The 19,596-nt window shown below is 54.2% G+C and carries 6 protein-coding genes; all 6 read left to right on the forward strand.

The annotated features are described in order from the left end of the window. Positions 1-7: 7 nt before the first annotated feature. Positions 8-2,167: a S46 family peptidase gene (locus tag VGM48_RS23920; RefSeq protein WP_331583320.1), complete on the forward strand. Its 2,160-nt coding sequence runs from the start codon at positions 8-10 to the stop codon at positions 2,165-2,167. Positions 2,168-2,192: 25 nt separating this feature from the next. Continuing rightward, a complete protein-coding gene (locus VGM48_RS23925; protein WP_331583322.1) occupies positions 2,193-3,830 on the forward strand; it encodes an ATP-binding cassette domain-containing protein in 1,638 nt (545 codons plus the stop codon). A 15-nt stretch (positions 3,831-3,845) separates the two neighbouring features. Next, positions 3,846-4,565, forward strand: coding sequence for a thioesterase II family protein (locus tag VGM48_RS23930; protein WP_331583324.1), 720 nt, complete (start codon positions 3,846-3,848; stop codon positions 4,563-4,565). Beyond that, positions 4,562-6,178, forward strand: coding sequence for an MBL fold metallo-hydrolase (locus VGM48_RS23935; RefSeq protein ID WP_331583326.1), 1,617 nt, complete (start codon positions 4,562-4,564; stop codon positions 6,176-6,178). Before VGM48_RS23930 ends, VGM48_RS23935 begins: the two co-directional genes overlap by 4 nt. Next, positions 6,175-18,828 (forward strand): amino acid adenylation domain-containing protein, encoded by a 12,654-nt coding sequence (locus VGM48_RS23940; protein ID WP_331583328.1) that lies wholly within the window; start codon positions 6,175-6,177, stop codon positions 18,826-18,828. Before VGM48_RS23935 ends, VGM48_RS23940 begins: the two co-directional genes overlap by 4 nt. Positions 18,829-18,849: 21 nt before the next feature. Further along, the coding region (locus tag VGM48_RS23945) for a condensation domain-containing protein (protein ID WP_331583330.1) at positions 18,850-19,596 on the forward strand (747 nt) is incomplete at its 3' end.

Genomic DNA, 19,596 nt, shown 5'->3' on the forward strand with positions numbered 1-19,596 from the left:
ATTTATTATGAAGGTGAAATTATTGTTTGTCCTCGCGCTGGCTTCGATGCTGTTTGCCAGGGCGGACGAAGGGATGTGGCTGCCTTATCTACTCGGTCAGCAGGTCTATGATGACATGGTGAAAAAAGGACTTAAGCTAAGCAAGGAGCAGTTGTACAGCATCAACCAGGCTTCCATAAAAGATGCCGTCGTCATGTTCGGCAGCGGCGGCTGCTCAGGGGTCATCGTGAGCAACAAAGGGCTGATGTTCAGTAATCATCATTGCGGGTTTAGTGTCATTGCGGATGCGAGCAACGCCGAACATAATTACCTGAAAGATGGATTTTATGCGCGGTCCTTAAAGGAAGAGGTCCCTTCACCGGGCTTGACGATGCGGGTGCTGATAAAGATAGAAGATAAGACCGGCGAGATCGAAGACAGCATAAAAGGGTGGACGGAAAGGGAACGGGCGGTCAAGCTGGACAAATTACTGGACTCGACGGCGGCCCGGAGTGTGCGGGGTTCGGGTTATGATGGCCGGATAATGCCGGTTTTCAAAGGGAATCAATATTTGTTGTTCGTATTTCAAACCTATAAGGATGTACGGCTGGTCGGTACGCCACCGCTGAACGTAGGGGAATTCGGCGCAATCAGCGACGACTGGCGGTGGCCCCGTCATTCCTGTGATTTCTCCATTTTCCGTATCTATACCGGCAAGGATGGCCGGCCGGCTGCTTATTCACCGGACAATGTACCCTTGATACCCAGGTATTCCCTGCCGATCTCCATAAAAGGAGTAAAAGAGAATGATTACACCATGGTCTTTGGCTTTCCGGGAAATACGGACCGCTATGCCAGCAGCTATGCGGTAAAGTTAAAAATGGAGGTCGAAGATTCGGCCATGGTGGTGTTACGGGACCTGAAATTGAAGTATAAATACCAGGAGATCCTCGAGAACCCGGCCGCCAGGAGCAGGTTGGTACCGGAATATTCGGGCTCTGCCAATTACCGAAAATTCTGCGAAGGGGAGATCAGGGCGCTGAGGACCTTCAATGTGTATAGTAAAAGACAGGAAGAGGAAGCGAACTTTGAGAGGTGGGCCGCGGAAAAACCGGAATACGCCGGCATTCTGAAGGAATATGCGGAGATCTATGCCAAATGGGCTCCCTGTCTTAAAGAAAGGCTCTATATCATCGAAGGGATCCTTGGGGCCAGGCTCAGCAGCTTTGCAACCGGCTATCAACGGCTGGAGTCTGTTCTGGCGGCAGCCGGAACGCCCGCCAACGTGGTCGCGCAGGCCATGAAAGCAGCGGATAAAAATCGAAGGGAATTTGTAAACATAGAAAACCGGGCGCTTGATGTGGAAGTGCTTGCCAAAACATGTCAGCTGTATTACGAAAGGATTCCCGCCGAAGGCCGGCCGGCGGGCTTTTATGAGGCCCTCCAATCCCGGTTTGGCAGCCTGAACGACTCCACAACCTTTCATCGATGGGCGATGGACCTGCTTGCCAACACGATGTTATTGAACGAGAATAAGTGGGATAGCTTTATGGTTCATCCGGATGTAGCCGTCTTACGGGCGGACCCCATCTTTGCCTACGACAATGCTTTTATCGGGAACTATCTGCGAAAATGCGGCGGTATCGAGCAGGAGTTTTATCAAAAGAAAGAGAACCTCGACCGCAGGTATCTAAAAGCCAGGATGATCATGGAACCCGGCAAGATCCAATATCCGGATGCCAATAACACCTTACGGATATCGTATGGACAAGCGAAATCCTACAGTGTTCCCGGCGCAGAACGATATGACTACGAATGCACCGTGTCCGAAGTGCTGAAGAAATACAAACCCGGAGATATAGAGTTCGATCTTCCTGACAAATATATCGACCTGTGCAAGCAAAAGGAGTGGGGCATCTACAAGGATAAGGGTCATAACGAGGTCGTAACCGGCTTTATAACAACCAATGATATAACAGGCGGGAACTCCGGTTCGCCGGTATTGAATGCCAAAGGGCAATTGATCGGTTTGGCCTTCGACAGCAATTACGAATCGCTGGATCAGAAACTTCAATTTCAACAGGAGACCAACCGAACCCTATGCGTGGACATCCGGTATGTCCTCTGGTGTATCGATAAACTTGGCGGCGCTTCCAACATCATCGATGAGCTGCAGGTAATAAAATAAATTTTAGTCAATAGAGAAGGCTCCTATGAACGTCATTCAGTTTTTTCAGACAAAATCCAGACTATTTTATTTCTTTTTGATCCTGCTCGGGCTGACAAGCAGCGTAGCGAATATCGGCACCCTCATGCTGATCAATAACGCGCTGGCGGGCAAGACCCTGATCAAGGGCCAGCAGAACTACATGGTTTATATCTGTCTAATGGCCATTTCGTTCGCGACCAACCGGATCTTTCAGAATTATATCGTGAAGCTGACCAGCACCATTGTGGTCGAACAGGAATTGGCCATCATCCAAAAAGTGAGGAATTCATCTTACGAGTCCTTTGAACGGCTGGGTCCGGACAAGATATATGCCGCCCTGGGTGATGCGCGGATGCTTGGGCGGATACCCCAGATGTTTATTTCCTTTTTCAACGCCTTTATCATCGTCACCTGTTCGCTGGTCTATTTATTTATCGCAGCCCCGCTGGGAGGGGTGACCGTCATCTCGCTGATGATTTTTTTATTGACGATCTACCTTATCCGGGACAAGGAGATATCCAGACAAAACAATATCGTAAGGGATCTGCAGGACGAGTATTATCATTCGTTGCAGGAGTTGATACAGGGCTTCAAGCAGATAAGGATATCCAATCTTCGCAACAACAATCTTTTTAACAGATATATCAATCTGAACCGGGAGAAGTCGAAGCAGCTTTCGATAAAAACCAATCGGAAATACGTCGCTAACGAAATGATCGGGATCTATAGCTGGTATCTGGTGTTGGGAACGGTCATCTTCATATTGCCGGCGATCGGCAAGGTGTCGTTGGCCCAGGTAACCATTTTTGTGGCGACCGTGCTGTTCATGGTGGGACCTATCTCCCAATTGGTCATGTTCTTTCCGATGTACAGCATTTTCAAGATCTCCATCAACCGGATCAACAAAATAGACACCGAGCTGAAGGTCGATTCACTCGATATGCCCGCCATCCCCATCCCCGCGAGACCATTCAGGTCGATACGGTTTGAGGATATCGTCTATAGTTACAATGCAAACGACAAAACTTCGTTCCAGCTTAATATAAAAGAGATAACTTTCAAAAATGACGAGATCATTTTTATTGCAGGTGGCAATGGAAGCGGGAAAACGACCTTTATCAATATCCTGACGGGTCTGTGCAAACCGGAAAGCGGCAGGATCTATGTCGACGACAAGGAGGTGGGCTGGACCGACTTCTGTTCGCTCAGCAACAGCATGGCCGTCGTATATACCACTCACCATTTATTCAAGAACAACTATGACGATCATGATCTGTCGGAGGGCAATGGCCATCTGCGGTACCTGACCGATCTCTTCAATCTGAATGGCGTCCTGAAGCTATTGGAAGACCGGAACTGGGTGAATACCAGCCTTTCAAAAGGCCAGCAAAAGCGGCTTGCCCTGTTGTTGTCGATCATGGAGGATAAACCGCTGATTATCCTTGACGAATGGGCCGCCGAACAGGACCCGTATAACCGGCGGCAATTCTATACAAAATGGCTTCCCCTTATAAAAGGAATGGGAAAGACCGTCATAGCCATCTCCCACGACGACGATTATTATCATGTCGCCGACCGGATCCTGCGCTTCGACTATGGAAAGATAGCGCACGATACCAGCAAGGTTTCTCAAATCGTTTGAGCACAAACAGACATCATGAAGACCATCAGATTGTTTTGTTTGCCTTTCGCGGGGGGCAACAAATACTCCTACCGTGAATTCGAGGAAAAGATGCCGCCTTTTATCAGGCCGGTCGCCCTGGAATATCCGGGGCGCGGTGCACGTATCCGGGAACCCCTCGTAGCCAGTCTGCCGGACCTGACGGATGATCTGTTCGCCGCGATAAAAAACAAGCTTAATGAAGGCGACTATGCCATTTTCGGTCATAGCATGGGTGGGCTGGTAGCGCTATTGCTTGCCAGAAAGATAGCCGGTGAAGGATACCCGCCCCCCATGCATCTTTTTATTACGGGAACGACAGGACCGTTCGCCTACGCCAGGGAAGGAAGGGCCCGGCATAAACTGCCGAAGCAGGAATTCATCCAGGAGATAAAGGAACTGGACGGCAGCCCCGATGAGATCCTTCAAAATGAGGACCTGTTGAACTATTTCGAGCCTATCCTCCGGTCGGATTTCAAAGCAGCCGAGACCTATGAATATGAAAAGTCCAGGCCGCTGGATGTTCCCTTCACGGTGATCACGGGAACGGAGGAAGATATGACCGAGGAGGATATTCTTACCTGGCAAATGGAAACCACCCGGCGGGTCGATTTTCGAAAGATGAAAGGGAAGCATTTTTTCATATTCGATCACAGCGATACCATCATCGGGATCATTTCCCAAAAGATCTCGCAGCCTATAATACCCATCTCATGAGTGAAGATAAAGTGTATCTAAAGCCCAATGTCGTCATCGAGCCGCTGGTGGACAGGTGGTATGCGTGGACGCATCTGATCTCTCCGGCCACGGCAGCCATGAACATCGTCGAACGGCATATGAAGATCATGGACTCCTACCTGATGGCGCCACAGATTCATGCGGAAGCGGTGCAGAACCCCAGAATGCGGGGCGGCCCCTTTATGGACCTCGGAGGCGGAAAAACAGAAGACGTGGCTGCTTTGATGAAAAACACCGTGCGAAAAAGAGAACAGATGATCGCGTTTGCCAAAGCCGTGAAACAACTGGACAAGCTGCTGGTGGACGAAGCCAGGGGGGCGGGGCTGGAAACGCTCTATCCCCGGGTGCCGGATATCCTGAAAGGATATGTCGAGCTGTTCTATGACCGCAACAACAACGCGGATTTCCGGTTTTTCGAGGCCCTGCTGTATAAGAGCCGTTACTATGACAAGACCGCACAAAGCATCGCCTTGTGGCTCACGGACAATGACCACCGGCCTTTTTGTCTTAGTACACCAAAATTGGATGAGCCAGGTGTGCTTCATCTGGATCTCTCTTTTGATCATCCGGGCATCGATGAACTGGCAAAGATGAAACGAACCCCTCAATCTGCGGGTTATATCAAAGCCATGCTGGGAATCGTGCCGGAGCAGGAGGCGGTCTTTGATAGTTTCTTTACCACAGAGGCGCCGCCGGTCTACAACAGGTATGAGGGCGACAGGATCCGCATGCGCTATTTTGGCCACGCCTGTATCCTGATTGAAACAAAGGAGGTGAGTATCCTGGTCGACCCCCTGATCAGTTATTATGGATACCATTCCGATATTGCACATTTTTCAGATGCCGATCTTCCCGACGAGATCGATTATGTCCTGATCACGCACAATCACCAGGATCATATCTTATTCGAGACCCTGCTCCCGTTGCGGCATAAAGTGAAAAACATCATCGTCCCCCGCACCACCGGTGGAAAGCTGGAAGACCCCAATCTTAAATTGATGTTTAACCATATCGGCTTTTCCAAGGTGACGGAGATCGATGAAATGGAGACCATCCGTTTCAGGAATGCCGCCATCACGGGTATTCCTTTCACAGGCGAACACAGCGATCTGAATATCCAGGCTAAATCCTGCCATTTCGTGCAGATCGGCGCATTCAAGTTGCTTTTCGTCGCAGATTCCCGGATCATAGAAGCGGCCTTATACAGACATATCCATCAGCAGATAGGTGACCTCGATGTCCTTTTTCTGGGTATGGAGTGTGACGGCGCTCCGCTGACCTGGCTGTACGGCCCCCTGATGACAAAAAAGATCTCGAGGGAACAGGATGGCTCCAGGAGGCTGGCCGGGTCGGATTGTGAGAAGGGGATGTGGCTGATAGATATTTTTAAACCCAAAGAAGCCTATGTCTATGCGATGGGCCAGGAGCCCTGGCTCGAGTTTATCAGCAGTATAAAATATACGGACGAATCGAATCCCATCATCCAGTCCGACCGGCTGGTTGCCTCCTGCCGGCAAAGAGGTATCGTCGCTGAACGACTTTTTGGAGAAAAGGAACTCTTGTACGAACAATCAATGGATGTGTCATTATGATCGAGTCTATAGTCAGCAGGGCAAAGGAAAGCGGGATCTTTTTTACGCTCGAAAACGATAAGATCGGCCTGCGTATCCCCAGGGATAGACAGATAGATGCAGAGCTTTTGCAATTGCTCCGTGTAAATAAGGAGGCAATAAGAGAATTCCTTTTGCAACGGAATAACTCTGCAAAAGAGGAAGGGGGCCGGCCGATGATCCCGAAAGCGGACCGGAGTGACCGGGGCAGACTGGCTTTGTCGTTTTCACAGGAGCGGCTGTGGTTCACCGATCAGCTGCAGGGCACTCTCGAATATCATCTGCCCTGGATGTTCCGGGTGAGGGGGAACCTGGACAGCGAGGCGCTTGAGGTTTCTTTCAGGACGATGATCTCCCGTCATGAGGTCCTTAGGACGGTGATCCGGGAAGAGAATGGCATCGGCTATCAAATGGTCATGCCGGTGGGGGACTGGAAGATGCGTTATGCCCATGCGGGCGATATCGTCTCGGCGGGCAGCACTCCGGAGCAGTACCTAAAGGCTATTTTGACCGAACCTTTCGATCTGTCCGGTGACCCCATGATCCGGGTGGCGCTGATCCGGGTAGCACCGCAGGAACATCTCCTGTTTGGAGTGATCCATCATATTGCCGCGGACGGCTGGTCGCTGCCCATTATCATCAACGAATTGAAGGAGCTGTATTCGGCCGGGACCGAACAACGGAATGATGTGTTGTCTCCGCTGCCGGTGCAATATGCCGATTTCGCCCTGTGGCAACGGAACAAGTTGTCCGGAGAACGATTGGCATCCCTGATCGCCTATTGGACCGATAAACTCAAAGAAGCCGGGTCATCGGCACTGCCGCCCGATGCGAAGGGTCCGCTGGCAGAAAGCAGGGGAGGATGTCGGCAGATCGACAGGATGAACCCGGCGCTGATGGAAGAAATGACCGGCCTCGCGCGGCAGCAATCCGTAACGAATTTTATGATCCTGCTTTCGGCGTTCTATGCGCTGTTATACCGGTATATGGGGGTTGAAGATATCTGTATCGGCAGCCCGGTGGCAGGAAGACAACAGCAGGAATTGGAGGGGTTGATCGGCTTTTTTGTCAATACCCTGGTGTTCCGTGTTCAGCTAAGCGGGAAAATGACTTTCCGGGAATTATTGGCAGAGGTGAAAAGGACGGTTATCGAAGGATATGAACACCAGGAGCTTCCCTTTGAAAAATTGGTGGATGCGCTGGGTATTGCCAGGAATGCGGACGAACATCCTGTCTTTCAGACCCTGTTCACATTCCGCGAAGAGGCGCCGGAGGACCGGCTTTTCCTCAAGGGGCTTGAGATGGAAAAGATGGACCCTGCGGAAACTACAGCGAAATTTCCCATCCACCTGGAGATCGGCAGAAACGCAGATGGCCTGCATGCGACGATCCTTTACAGAACCGATCTATACCGGGAGGACAGCATCCGGGGGATGTTGTCCCATTACGAGCAGCTTTTGCGCTCGGCTTTGTCGGATGCCGGCAAGGCGATCGGGGAATTGTCCCTGTTGTCTGTCGAGGAAGAAGCCCAATTGTTGTCCGGGTTTAATTCCGCGCCTGTGGCCTATCCCCAGGATAAAACGATGGCCGCGTTATTCGGGCAGCAAGCCGCATTGACACCGGAGGCGACGGCGGTGTTCTGCCGTGACGACCGGCTGACTTATCTTCAGCTGAATGAAAAGGCCAATCGGCTGGCGCATTACCTGCGTCGTTCGGGCGTCGGCAGCAGCGACCGTGTTTTGCTTGTTTTAAACAGGGGAATCCCGCTGCTGACGGCCATACTGGCGACCTGGAAAGCCGGGGCGGCATATGTACCGCTGGAGCCCGATCTTCCAGCCGGGCGTATCGCCTATATATTGGAAAATGCTGTTCCTGCGGTCGTGCTGACCGATAGTGCGTCCGGCAATAACCTGCGCCGGATTACGGGGACGGTTCCACTGATAGAGCTGGACAGTCAGGACCGGGAGATCTCCGCCTGCAGCGGAGATAATCCCGGCGAAGCGGGAAGCGCCGGCGGCCTGGCGTATGTTATCTACACTTCGGGCTCTACCGGCAGACCTAAGGGCGTAATGATCACTCATGCCAACCTTGTCGATTATGTATATGGATTGAAAGCCCGGCTGGGGATCGATCGCTTTCGTTCTTTCGCCCTTCTTTCCACGTTTGCGGCCGATCTCGGCAACACGGTAACCTTCAGCAGTATCCTTTCCGGCGGAGCATTGCATATTCTCACGGAAGAAGCCGTAAAGGATGCCGGCTTTGTTCATGATTACTTTCAGGAACACGCCATAGACTGTGTGAAGATAGTTCCTTCGTTGTGGAAGGCTTTATCCGCGGAGAGAAGACCCTTGTTGCCAACCGGGATGCTGATCTTTGGCGGTGAGGTGCTGAAGCCGGATATTTTGGAAAGGATCAAAACGGCCGGGAACTCCTGTATCCTTGTCAATCACTATGGGCCGACGGAGACGACCATCGGCAAACTGCTGTATATCGTGGACAGGGAAGCTGTCTATGGCGAAAGCATTCCTGTCGGTAAACCTTTTTCCAATACAAGGGTATGGGTCCTTTCGGGCGATAGGTCCCTTTGTCCCATCGGCGTCCCAGGAGAACTGCATATAGAAGGGGACGGGGTGGCTGAAGGCTATATCGGCGATGCAGAGCTGACCGGCAAAAAATTCATCACCAGTCCCTTTACCGGAAAGAAAATGTACCGGACAGGTGATCGCGTAAAATATACGCCTGATGGCGATATCCTGTTCCTTGGAAGGATCGACCACCAGGTGAAGATAAGAGGCTATCGGATAGAATGTACAGAGATAGAGGAGGTGCTGGCGGCAGAGGGAAGCACAAGACAATGCCTGGTAGCGGCCAGGGAAGACGGCAGAGGACATCTGCAACTGATCGCTTTTATCGTGCCCGGTCAGGGATGGGATAAGACTGCGGCCCGGGCCTGGCTGCAGACGCAGCTGCCGGAATATATGATCCCTTCTCAGTTCATCGAAGTAGAAGAGATGCCGTTGACGACCAACGGAAAGATCGACCGGCAGAAACTATTGACCCTTGACGTCGGGAATCCGGCGTCGGCATCTTACAAGCCACCCGTTACTCCGGCAGAGCGTCAGATAGCCGCTGTCTGGCAGGACTTTTTCGGGCGGCAGCAGATCGGCATGAACGATAACTTTTTTGAGCTCGGAGGTGATTCGATCGTCACCATTCAGATGGTGAGCCGGATAAGAAAATTAGGTTATCCGCTGACTCCCAAAGATATTTTTCTCTACCAGACCGTCGGGCGGCTGGCGCCCGTTATTTCCGCCCGGCGAACAGGGGTATCGACCGGTGAGCAGGGCGAATTATCAGGATCGTGTGGGCTGCTCCCAATCCAGGAATGGTTCTTTGCGCGGAAGCCTCCGGTCGTATCACATTATAACCAGCACCTGCTATTGGGCATCTCGAAGTCCCTTGCGCTGGAGTCGGTGGAAAAAGCCCTGGCGGCCTTGCTTCGGCAGCATGACAGTCTCCGCCTGGTGTTTACGCAGACGGCGCAGGGATGGACACAGCATTATGGCGAAGAGAAAGGAACGCTGGCCGTCGAAGACCTGCGAACGGCGGCCATGGACTACCCGCAATCAGTAGCCGCCGGGGACCTGACAATGGCCATCGCATCGGTAGCAGACCGTCATCAACAGAGCCTGGATATTGAAAAAGGGCAGCTGGTGCGCGCCGTGCTGCTGCTGACGCCGGAACAGGAGCGGGACAACCGGTTACTCCTGGTGATCCATCATCTGGCGGTGGACGGGGTATCCTGGCGTATTCTGTTGGAAGACCTGGAAGAGTTGTTGTCAGGTAGGAAGGCGAAGGCGGAAGACCGCTTGACTCAAAAGGGAAATTCTTACCGGCAATGGCATGATTCCCTGATCCGATATGCAGGCGGAAAAAGACTTCCTGGACAAATCCCTTATTGGTGTGCCGTTATGCGGAAGTACCGGCCCTTGCCGGTGGATAGGGACCGGGACGTTCCCTGCCGGATGGGCGACACAGCCCGCCAAACCACCCGCCTGTCCGGATCTCTGACCCGTGTCCTGTTGCAGGAAGTATCCCGGGTATACAATACCGAGATGAACGACCTTTTGTTAAGTGCATTGGTACAAACACTGACGAGATGGAGCGGAGAGGACGATATCGTGATCGGCCTGGAAGGCCACGGCAGGGAAAGCATCGTCGAAGGGATCGATATCAGTCGAACCGTCGGATGGTTTACCAGTCTCTATCCGGTGGCGCTGACTTCAAGGCCGACAGCGGATGAATTATTGAAAAGTGTAAAAGAACAGTTGCATGCCGTGCCGGATAAGGGGATTGGTTATGGCGTTTTGAAATATCTGCTGAAAGAGCCTGCGTTGCAGGATGCCGATCAATGGGATATCGTATTCAATTATCTCGGTCAGACGGACAATATTATTATCAATAGCGCCTTGCTGGCGCCGGCAAAGGAAGCAGCCGGCCAACCGATCGGCGACGAGATCACCCGGCAAAACAAACTGGAAATAGTGGCGATCGTCGAGCAGGGCGAACTGGTAGTCAACTGGAGCTATAGCCGTCAGCACTATCAGGAAGCGACCGTTGCGGGATTGGCCGGTCAATATATGGAAGACCTGGAAAAGCTGATCCGCTGGTGTTCGGCGGAGAAGGCGGAAGGCCGGACCCATCTTACCCCCTCCGATCATGGTCTTGGCGGGGACGTAAGCTATAAGGAACTGGATGCGTTCCTGGCGGAAGAGGTAATTGGCCTGAGAAGAGGGGACCGGATAGAAAGTCTCTATCGCCTGACCGGGTTACAGGAAGGGCTTTTGTTTCATGGTCTTTACGACGGTAAAAAAAGTGCCTATGTACAGCAAATGACCTGCCGGCTTACCGGCTTAAATGAGAGCGTCTTTATCGATAGCTGGAAGTATTTGCTCCGGCATCACAGTATCCTGCGAAGCGGCTTTTATCATGAGAGCTTCCGGGTCCCCGTTCAATGTGTCTTTCGGGATGTGCAATTACCCATACAAATTTTGGACTGCCGCGATTGGGATGCTGCACAAACGGCGCTGCGGATAAAGGAACAGGAAGAAGAGGATCGTAACAGGGGGTTCGACCTGACGACCCCTCCGCTGATGCGTGTCAGCCTGTTCCGCAGAAGTGAAGAAGAGGTTGAGGTCATCTGGACCTCGCATCACCTCCTTTTCGACGGCTGGTCGAGGGCTATCCTGATGAAAGAACTCCTGGATATCTATGACGGACTGTTGTCAAAAGAGGAGATGGAAGACAAACAGGAGGACCGGTTTGAAGATCATCTCCGCTACATGGCGGCTCAGGACCGGGACCGGGAAGAACCGTTCTGGAGTCAATACCTGCAGGGGCTTGAGCAGGGAACTTTTTTGCCCTTTGTAACCGGCGAGTCGGAAAGAACAAAAGATTTTGACGCATGCAGGGAAGAGGTTGTCACCTTGAACACACAGATGACGACGGCGATGTATGACTATTGCCGGCAACAACGGATTACCGTCAATACGCTTTTTCAGGGAGTATGGGCTTTTTTATTACATCAGTATACGGGCAACAGTCATATCGCTTATGGCGTAACGGTATCGGGGCGGCCGGAAGAGCTACCTGAGGTGGAGAGCAGGGTCGGTCTCTACATCAACACCCTGCCCTTACATTCACATTTCGACAAAGAGAAGAACGCCGGGGCCTGGCTGCAAGGCATCCAACAGGAGCAGCTGCAATCCAGGTCTTTTCAATATTCCTCCTTAGCCGATATCCAACGATGGGCAGGCATCACCGGCGATCTGTTCGACACGATTCTGGTTTTTGAGAATTATCCCCTGCCGGAGATAATGGCTAACCGGGCGGTATACGCCGACAAAATAAGGGTATTCGAACAAACCAATTATCCCCTTACCATCCAGGTAACGGAATCGGAAGAGACCCGGATCTCTTTCCGTTATAACGAACGCATCGCCGACGCGCGCTATATACGCAGGATCGGGGCTCAGTTTGAACAGGTGTTGAAAGAAATGATAGCCAATACCCGGATCAGGCTAATGGATATCGACCTGTTGACCCAGAACGAAAAAGAAGAGTTATTGGCGTTGGGTAATGCCGGCGCTGTTGCGAACGACTTCTCGTTGGTGGAGCAACTGGATCATCGGCTTGCGACAGGAGGCGGCGGACGGGCGGTCGAATACAAAGACCGGCTCCTTAGCTATGCTGACTTGGATCTCCTCTGCGGGAACCTTCTCGTCTGGTTCCAATCCGTCCGGGGCCTTCGAAAGGGGGATCGGGTGGTGGTATTGTTAGATCGTTCCGAATGGATACCGATCACTTTATTTTCCCTGCTGAAAGGGGGCTATGTATATGTCCCGGTCGATACGGGCAATCCCTGGGAGCGGATCCGCTTTATTCTGGAAGATATAAATCCTGCCCTGGTGATCGCCGGGAATGGGATGTTGCCGGATCTGGCGGCCATGAGTTGGCCTGTGGTAACGCCAACGGCCTTGTCCGCCCTTTTGCAGGATATCGGGAAGGCGCCGGTGGAGGTATCCCTCCTTCCTGCCGACCCGGCCTATATCATTTATACGTCCGGATCTACCGGTAAGCCCAAGGGAGTTATCGTGAGTCATGGCAACCTGGATCATTTCTTTGGACATGTTCATCGTTCGTTTCCATGTGAGGCACCTGTGGTGATGCCGTTTGTCGCTTCCCACGGTTTTGACATCTCTCTTTTCCAGCTGTTGAAGCCGATATTGGCGGGTGGGTCGATTCTGATCGTGGATAAAGATCAGCTACAGGATCTGGACCAGCTGACCGGTCTGCTCGTAAAGTCAACCGTTATCGATACGGTGCCAGGTCTTTACCGGCTGCTGATAAATCATCTTGAAGCCGAAGGGATGGAAGCCGCCTTTAGCCATATACGCCAGATCTATATCGGCGGCGATCTTATTCCCGACGGAATGTTATACCGGTTGACGCGAATTTTCAGGAGGGCGCAGATCATTGTCATGTATGGCCCGACAGAAGCGACCATCGTCTGCACGCAATTGCTGTATGAGCCTGAGCAGGTCCATCCGGACAGCCGGGGTGTACTTATCGGCCGGCCGATAACGGCTGCGTCGATCTATATAATGGATGGGCAGACCCATCTCTTACCCGAAGGAGTGGAAGGGGAGATCTGTATCGGGGGAAAGGGTATTGCCGCCGGGTATTTGAACCGGCCGGAGCTGATGGCGGAAAAGTTTATCACCGACCCTTTCGTGCCGGGCGGAAGGATCTACCGGACGGGAGATATGGGGCGATGGACGAAAGAGGGTTTGCTCGAATTCAGAGGACGGCGGGATGACCAGGTAAAGATCAGAGGGTTTCGCATCGAGCTGGGTGAAATAGAGAGTTGTCTGAAAAGTCATGAAAATATTGTAGATGCGATCGTCACGGTGGTGACGGGAGCGGAGGGGGAAAAAGCGCTGGCCGCTTATTATGTGCAAAGGCAGGGGGCGGAGTCGGCTGCTGCCGGCGCGGAACTTAGCCATGAACTGCGGACCCATGTGATGGCCAGACTGCCCTGGTATATGGTGCCGGCCTATTTTTTAGCCCTGGAGGAAATTCCGTTGACGGGGAATGGGAAGGTGGACCGCAAGGCATTGCCGGGGGTGGAGCGGCTGTCGCCGGCCGGGTCGTATGAGGCGCCGCGCACGGCGGGGGAACGCTGTCTGGCCGAGGTGTGGCAGGAGTTGCTGGGAGTGGAGCGGATAGGCCTTCACGCTAATTTTTTCGAGCTGGGCGGGGACTCGATCATCACGATCCAGGTGGTCAGCCGGATGCGGCGAAGGGGCTACGGCCTCTCGCCAAAGGACCTGTTCGTTCATCAAACGATCGCGCGGCTGTCGCCGGTACTCAGCACGCTTGGCGGGGTGCAGAGTGGCGGGGAGCAGGGCCAGCTCGAAGGGGTGTGCGGACTCTTGCCCGTTCAGCGGCGGTACCTGGCCACAGTAACCGGCGCCGGGGCGGATCTTAGTCAGCGGGTGTTGCTGAAAATAAAAAAAGAAGTGAGCGAGACGTTGCTGTCGCCGGTAATCGGAGAACTGGTACGGCGTCATGACGGTCTTCGTTTTGTTTATAGCCGGACGCCGCAGGGCTGGGAACAGCGCTATGGGACGGCAGAAGGCCGCCTGCAAGTGGAGGACCTGCGGGCGATGCCGGAAGGAGCGGAATGGCGGGCGGCGATCGGGCAGGTGGCCCGGCGTTGCGAACAGCGGCTGGACATCGGCGCCGGGCACCTCGTGCAGGCGGTGCTGCTGCTGACGCCCCAACACGAACAGGACAACCGCCTGTTGCTGGTGGTCCATCATTTAGCGGTGGACGGAGTATCGTGGCGGATCCTGCTGGAAGACCTGGAAACGGCACTGGCGGATAGCCGGCACCGCGAGAGCAGCCGACAGGCCGGCGGCGTGCTGTCGCCGAAGGGCAGCTCGGTGCGGCAATGGTATGAAGCCCTGGATACCTATAGTCACAGTCCGCGGCTGCTGGCGCAGGCCGGTCACTGGGCTGACGTGACGGAGCGGTATCAACCGCTGGGTCTGTCCGGCGATGGCCAGGGCAGCCGGCAGCAGTGCAGCCTGCGGCTCGATGCCGAGCTGACCCGCGCGTTGCTGCAAGAGGTGCCGGCGGTGTATCATACGGAGATAAATGATGTGCTGCTGACGGCGCTGACCCGCACGTTGTGCGAAGACAGCGGGCGCAAGGGCATCGTGATCGGCCTGGAAGGCCATGGCCGGGAGTCCTCGGTCGTGGCGGCTGCGGCGGCCATCGAGGGGACGGTGGGTTGGTTCACCAGTCTGTATCCCGTATGGCTGCCCTGGCAAGAAGGCGGTACGGGGGGACTGGTGGCCGTGAAGGAAGCCTTGCGGCAGGTGCCCGATAAAGGGATCGGATATGGAGTATTGCGCTATATGGTGGGTGAAGAGCGGACGCAGAGGCAACCGCGGCTGCAGGGTCAGCAAGACCCCTGGGAGGTGACCTTTAATTATCTCGGGCAGACCGGCCGGCTGGCGGGTTCGCAGGGACTGCTGGGGCTGGACACGGAGCAGACCGGATCGCCGGATACGGAAGCGGTGGACGGCGCTGAAGAGAACAACCGCCGGGGGATCGAAGTCAACAGCCTTATCATGGACGGGCAATTGGTGATGAACTGGCGCGGCATGGCGGAAGACCCCAAATTACTGAAACAACTGGCCGAACGATATAAAACAGCGCTGAGCCATCTCATCAATCGGTGTCTGGAGCAGAAGGCGCAGGACAGGGAGCATCACACGCCCTCGGACTATGGCCTGGGCGGGGAAGTGAGCTTTGAGGAACTGGAGGCCTTCCTGTCGGCGCCCGAAAGAGAGGGGAGACGAGCCGACCGGATAGAAGGCCTTTACCGCCTGAGCGCCTTACAAGAAGGATTGCTCTTCCACAGTCTGTATGCCGGTGAGCAGGGCGCTTATTGGCAACAACTGCGCTATGAGCTGCGGGGACTCGAGGAAGGACCGTTCCTGCAAAGCTGGGAGCGGATTATTGCCCGCCATACGATCCTGCGAAGCGGCTTCTATTACGATGTGTTCCCCATCCCCGTTCAGGTAGTCTACCGCGAACTGCGTTTACCCGTAGAAGTGACCAATCTCGAACGGCAGGACAAAGACTTGCTGCCGGCGCTGCTGGAAGGGTATGCGCAACAGGAGCTGTCGCGGGGCATGAATCTGGAGGAAGGGCCGCTGCTGCGACTAAAGCTGCTGCGGCTGGCGCCGGGGCACTACCGGGTGATCTGGACCTTCCATCACCTGGTGCTGGATGGATGGTCGCTGCCGGTGCTGCTGGAAGAGCTGCTGGCTTACTATACGACTCTGACGAAGGGTGAAACTCCGGTGATCAGCCCGGTGGACCGGTATGAGGACTATATCCGATTTACGGAAGGCCAGGACAAAGCAGCACAGGAGGCCTACTGGCGACGTTATTTGTCAGGGCTGGAAGGGGGCAGCCTGCTGCCGTTTATCCCTTCGACCGCTGACAGGAACAAGGAGGTGGTCGCCTTCCGGGCAACAGAATGGGTGCTGGACAAAGAGAAGAGCAGCCGGGTGTCGGCCTATGTACAGCGGCATCACCTGACGAACAACACGCTGATCCAGGGTATCTGGGCGTATCTGCTTTACCGCTATACCGATAAAAGCCGGGTGGTGTTCGGGGTGACGGTATCGGGGCGGCCGGAAGAGCTGGCGGAAGTGGAAGACCGGGTAGGATTGTATATTAATATGCTGCCGTTGAGTACGGAAGTCAGCGAAGAGCGGCGGATGGTGGAATGGCTCACGCAGCTGCAGCAGGAACAACTGGAGAGCCGGCGATATCAATATGTCTCGCTGAACAAGATACAGGGATGGGCGGGACTCGGTGGTGAACTGTTCGACAGCATGATATCCTTCCAGAACTTTCCGGTGAGCGAGGCGCTCCGCAAGGGGTCGGGCAGCGGGTTGCAGGTCGGGCAGATGGAACTGCAGGAGCAACTGACCAATTATCCACTGGGGTTGCGGGTGACGGGTGGCGAACGCCTAAAGTTGGAATTTATATACAAAGATCAGCTGCTGCCGGCAAGGGAAGTGGAGCGCATCCGCGGGCATTTCGAACGGGTGCTGGACCAGGTGATCGACGGCAGCGATAAGCGGATAGGGGAACTGCAACTGTTGACGGAAGCAGAGCAAAAGCAGCTGGACGGGTTCAATGCCACGGCCGCGGAGTACCCCCGTGACAAGACGGTGGTGCAGCTCTTCGAAGCGCAGGTGACCCGGACGCCGGCGGCGATAGCCGTGGTGTATGAGGGCCTGGAGATGAGCTATGCGGAGCTGGATGCGCGGAGCAATCAGCTGGGGCATTATCTGCGCGGCAGGGGCGTGAAGGAAGAAGTGCTGGTGGGTGTTTGCCTGGAACGGTCTATCGAATTGATCATCGGGATACTGGGAATACTAAAAGCCGGGGGCGCCTATGTGCCGATGGACCCAGCGTATCCGGTGGAGCGCATCGGGTATATGGTGGAGGATACGGGTATGCGGCTGGTGGTGAGCAGTCAATTGAATCGTGTCTTGTTTGAAGGCAATGCGGGGATCGAAGAGGTGGTAGTGCTGGATAGCACGGATGCGCCATGGCGGAGTGCAGCGGCGGGGAAGCTGAATAGTTGTCTGCGGCCGGATCAGGCGGCGTATGTGATCTATACGTCAGGCTCTACGGGCCGGCCGAAGGGAGCTATCATCGAACATCGGAATGTCGTCCGTTTGTTCAGGACGGACCTTCCGCTGTATGATTTTGGGGCGGAAGATGTGTGGACCCTGTTCCATTCGAGTGCATTCGATTTCTCGGTGTGGGAGATGTATGGGGCGCTGCTGTTCGGCGGCCGGCTAGTGATCGTACCGGTGGAGACGACGCGGGATGCGGACCGTTTTGCCGGTCTGTTGACGAGAGAAGGAGTGACGGTATTGAATCTGACCCCCTCGGCCTTTTACGCGTTCGAAGAGAAACTGACGGAGTTGACGGAAGGGCTGAAGGTGCGGTTCCTGATATTTGGCGGAGAAGCCTTGAGTCCGGTGAAGCTGCGGACCTGGAAACAGCGGTATGCGGGATGCCGGATCGTGAACATGTATGGGATCACGGAGACGACGGTACATGTGACGTATAAGGAGATCGGCTGGGAGGAGATAGAGAATGGGGCGAGCAATATCGGCCGGCCGATCCCAACGCTGAGCTGTTATGTGCTGGCCGCAAATGGGCAACCGGCGCCGGTGGGCGTGCCGGGAGAGTTATATGTGGGTGGGGCCGGCGTAGCGCGGGGCTATCTGAACCGGCCGGAGCTGACTGCACAGCGGTTCATCCCCGATCCCTTTGGCCAGGCAGGCGGCAAACTTTACCGGTCGGGGGATCTGGCCCGGTGGCTCCCGGATGGAAATCTTGTTTACCTGGGACGGATAGACCACCAGGTGAAGATCCGCGGTTACCGGATCGAACTGGGTGAAATAGAAACTGTTTTACAAAAGGCGCCGGGCGTTGCCCAGGCAGTCGTTGTAGTAAGGGATGAGTTGCAGGGACAGAAACAGCTGATAGGTTATTTCGTACCCGGGGAAGACAGGGATAAGACCGATATCCTTTCCTTTTTAGGCGCCCGGCTTCCGGACCATATGTTACCGTCGATGTTGATCGAACTGAATGAAATGCCCCTGACCCCCAATGGGAAAGTAGACAAAAAGAAACTGCCTGCCCCGGCAGAGGCATCTTTATCGCTGAAAAACCGTTATGCCGCTCCCGAAAGCGAGATCGAGCGGGAACTCTGCGCCATCTGGCAGGAGCTTCTCAGGATAGAGCGTATCGGCATCTATGACAATTTTTTCGAGCTGGGTGGCAATTCGCTACTGGCCATCCGGTTGATCTCCTACATTAAAAAGAAACTAACTCTCACCATAAGCATACATTCCATCTTCCAGTTTGCCTGTATCAGCGATCTGGGCAAGTACATCGAAGTGGAATCAAACGCGGGTAAGCAGGAAGCGCCGGCGGGCTCCTATGACATCCTGAATATTTAAGACTGAATAAATCAGAAACGAATGCTGAATAAAGTTATCGATCTGCTGGCTACGGCCGGAAGGAAGGGCATCGATATCGTCCTGAACGATTCGGGTCTGCAGATCAGGATACCTGCCGATAAAGGGATCGACGACGCGTTGCTGGAGCAGATAAAGCAGAATAAGAGCCTGATCATCGATTATCTGCGCAATGACAAATTGAAGCCGAACAGGTATGGCCTTGAGTCTATGCCGATCGTTCCCGTTGACAGAGACACGGTCGGAGCTATCCCGCTTTCTTTTGCGCAGGAACGGTTATGGTTTATCCACCGGCTGCAGGGGAGCGTGCAGTATCATATCCCGCTGGTGCTGCGGATCGGGGGACCGCTGGACCTTAAACTATTGGAACGGACGCTGCGGACAATCGTAGAGCGTCATGAGGTGTTACGGACAGTCATCCGGGAACAGGAGGGGACCGGTTACCAGGAAGTGATGGACGCCGATGGCTGGTCGCTCGGGTTCGAAGAATCAGCTACCGGTGAAGTGGACGCCCAGTTGCGGGAATTTCTGGACAAACCTTTCGATCTGTCCTTTGACTACCTGTTCCGGGCGTGTTTATACGAGATCGGGGCGGGGGATTATTTACTAGCAACCGTCTTCCACCATATCTCGAGCGATGGGTGGTCGGGTAATATCCTTGTAAAGGAGTTTGTGGAACTGTACAACAGTTATAGCCGGGGGGCAACGCCGGCGCTGCGGCCGTTGCCGGTGCAATACCGGGACTATGCG

Source organism: Puia sp. (genome assembly GCF_036500295.1).
GTDB lineage: Bacteria > Bacteroidota > Bacteroidia > Chitinophagales > Chitinophagaceae > Puia.

Bases quoted from the DNA above. Each gene is read 5' to 3' on its own strand.
- VGM48_RS23920 (WP_331583320.1), top strand. From the start codon at position 8: ATGAAGGTGAAATTATTGTTTGTCCTCGCGCTGGCTTCGATGCTGTTT.
- VGM48_RS23925 (WP_331583322.1), top strand. From the start codon at position 2,193: ATGAACGTCATTCAGTTTTTTCAGACAAAATCCAGACTATTTTATTTC.
- VGM48_RS23930 (WP_331583324.1), top strand. From the start codon at position 3,846: ATGAAGACCATCAGATTGTTTTGTTTGCCTTTCGCGGGGGGCAACAAA.
- VGM48_RS23935 (WP_331583326.1), top strand. From the start codon at position 4,562: ATGAGTGAAGATAAAGTGTATCTAAAGCCCAATGTCGTCATCGAGCCG.
- VGM48_RS23940 (WP_331583328.1), top strand. From the start codon at position 6,175: ATGATCGAGTCTATAGTCAGCAGGGCAAAGGAAAGCGGGATCTTTTTT.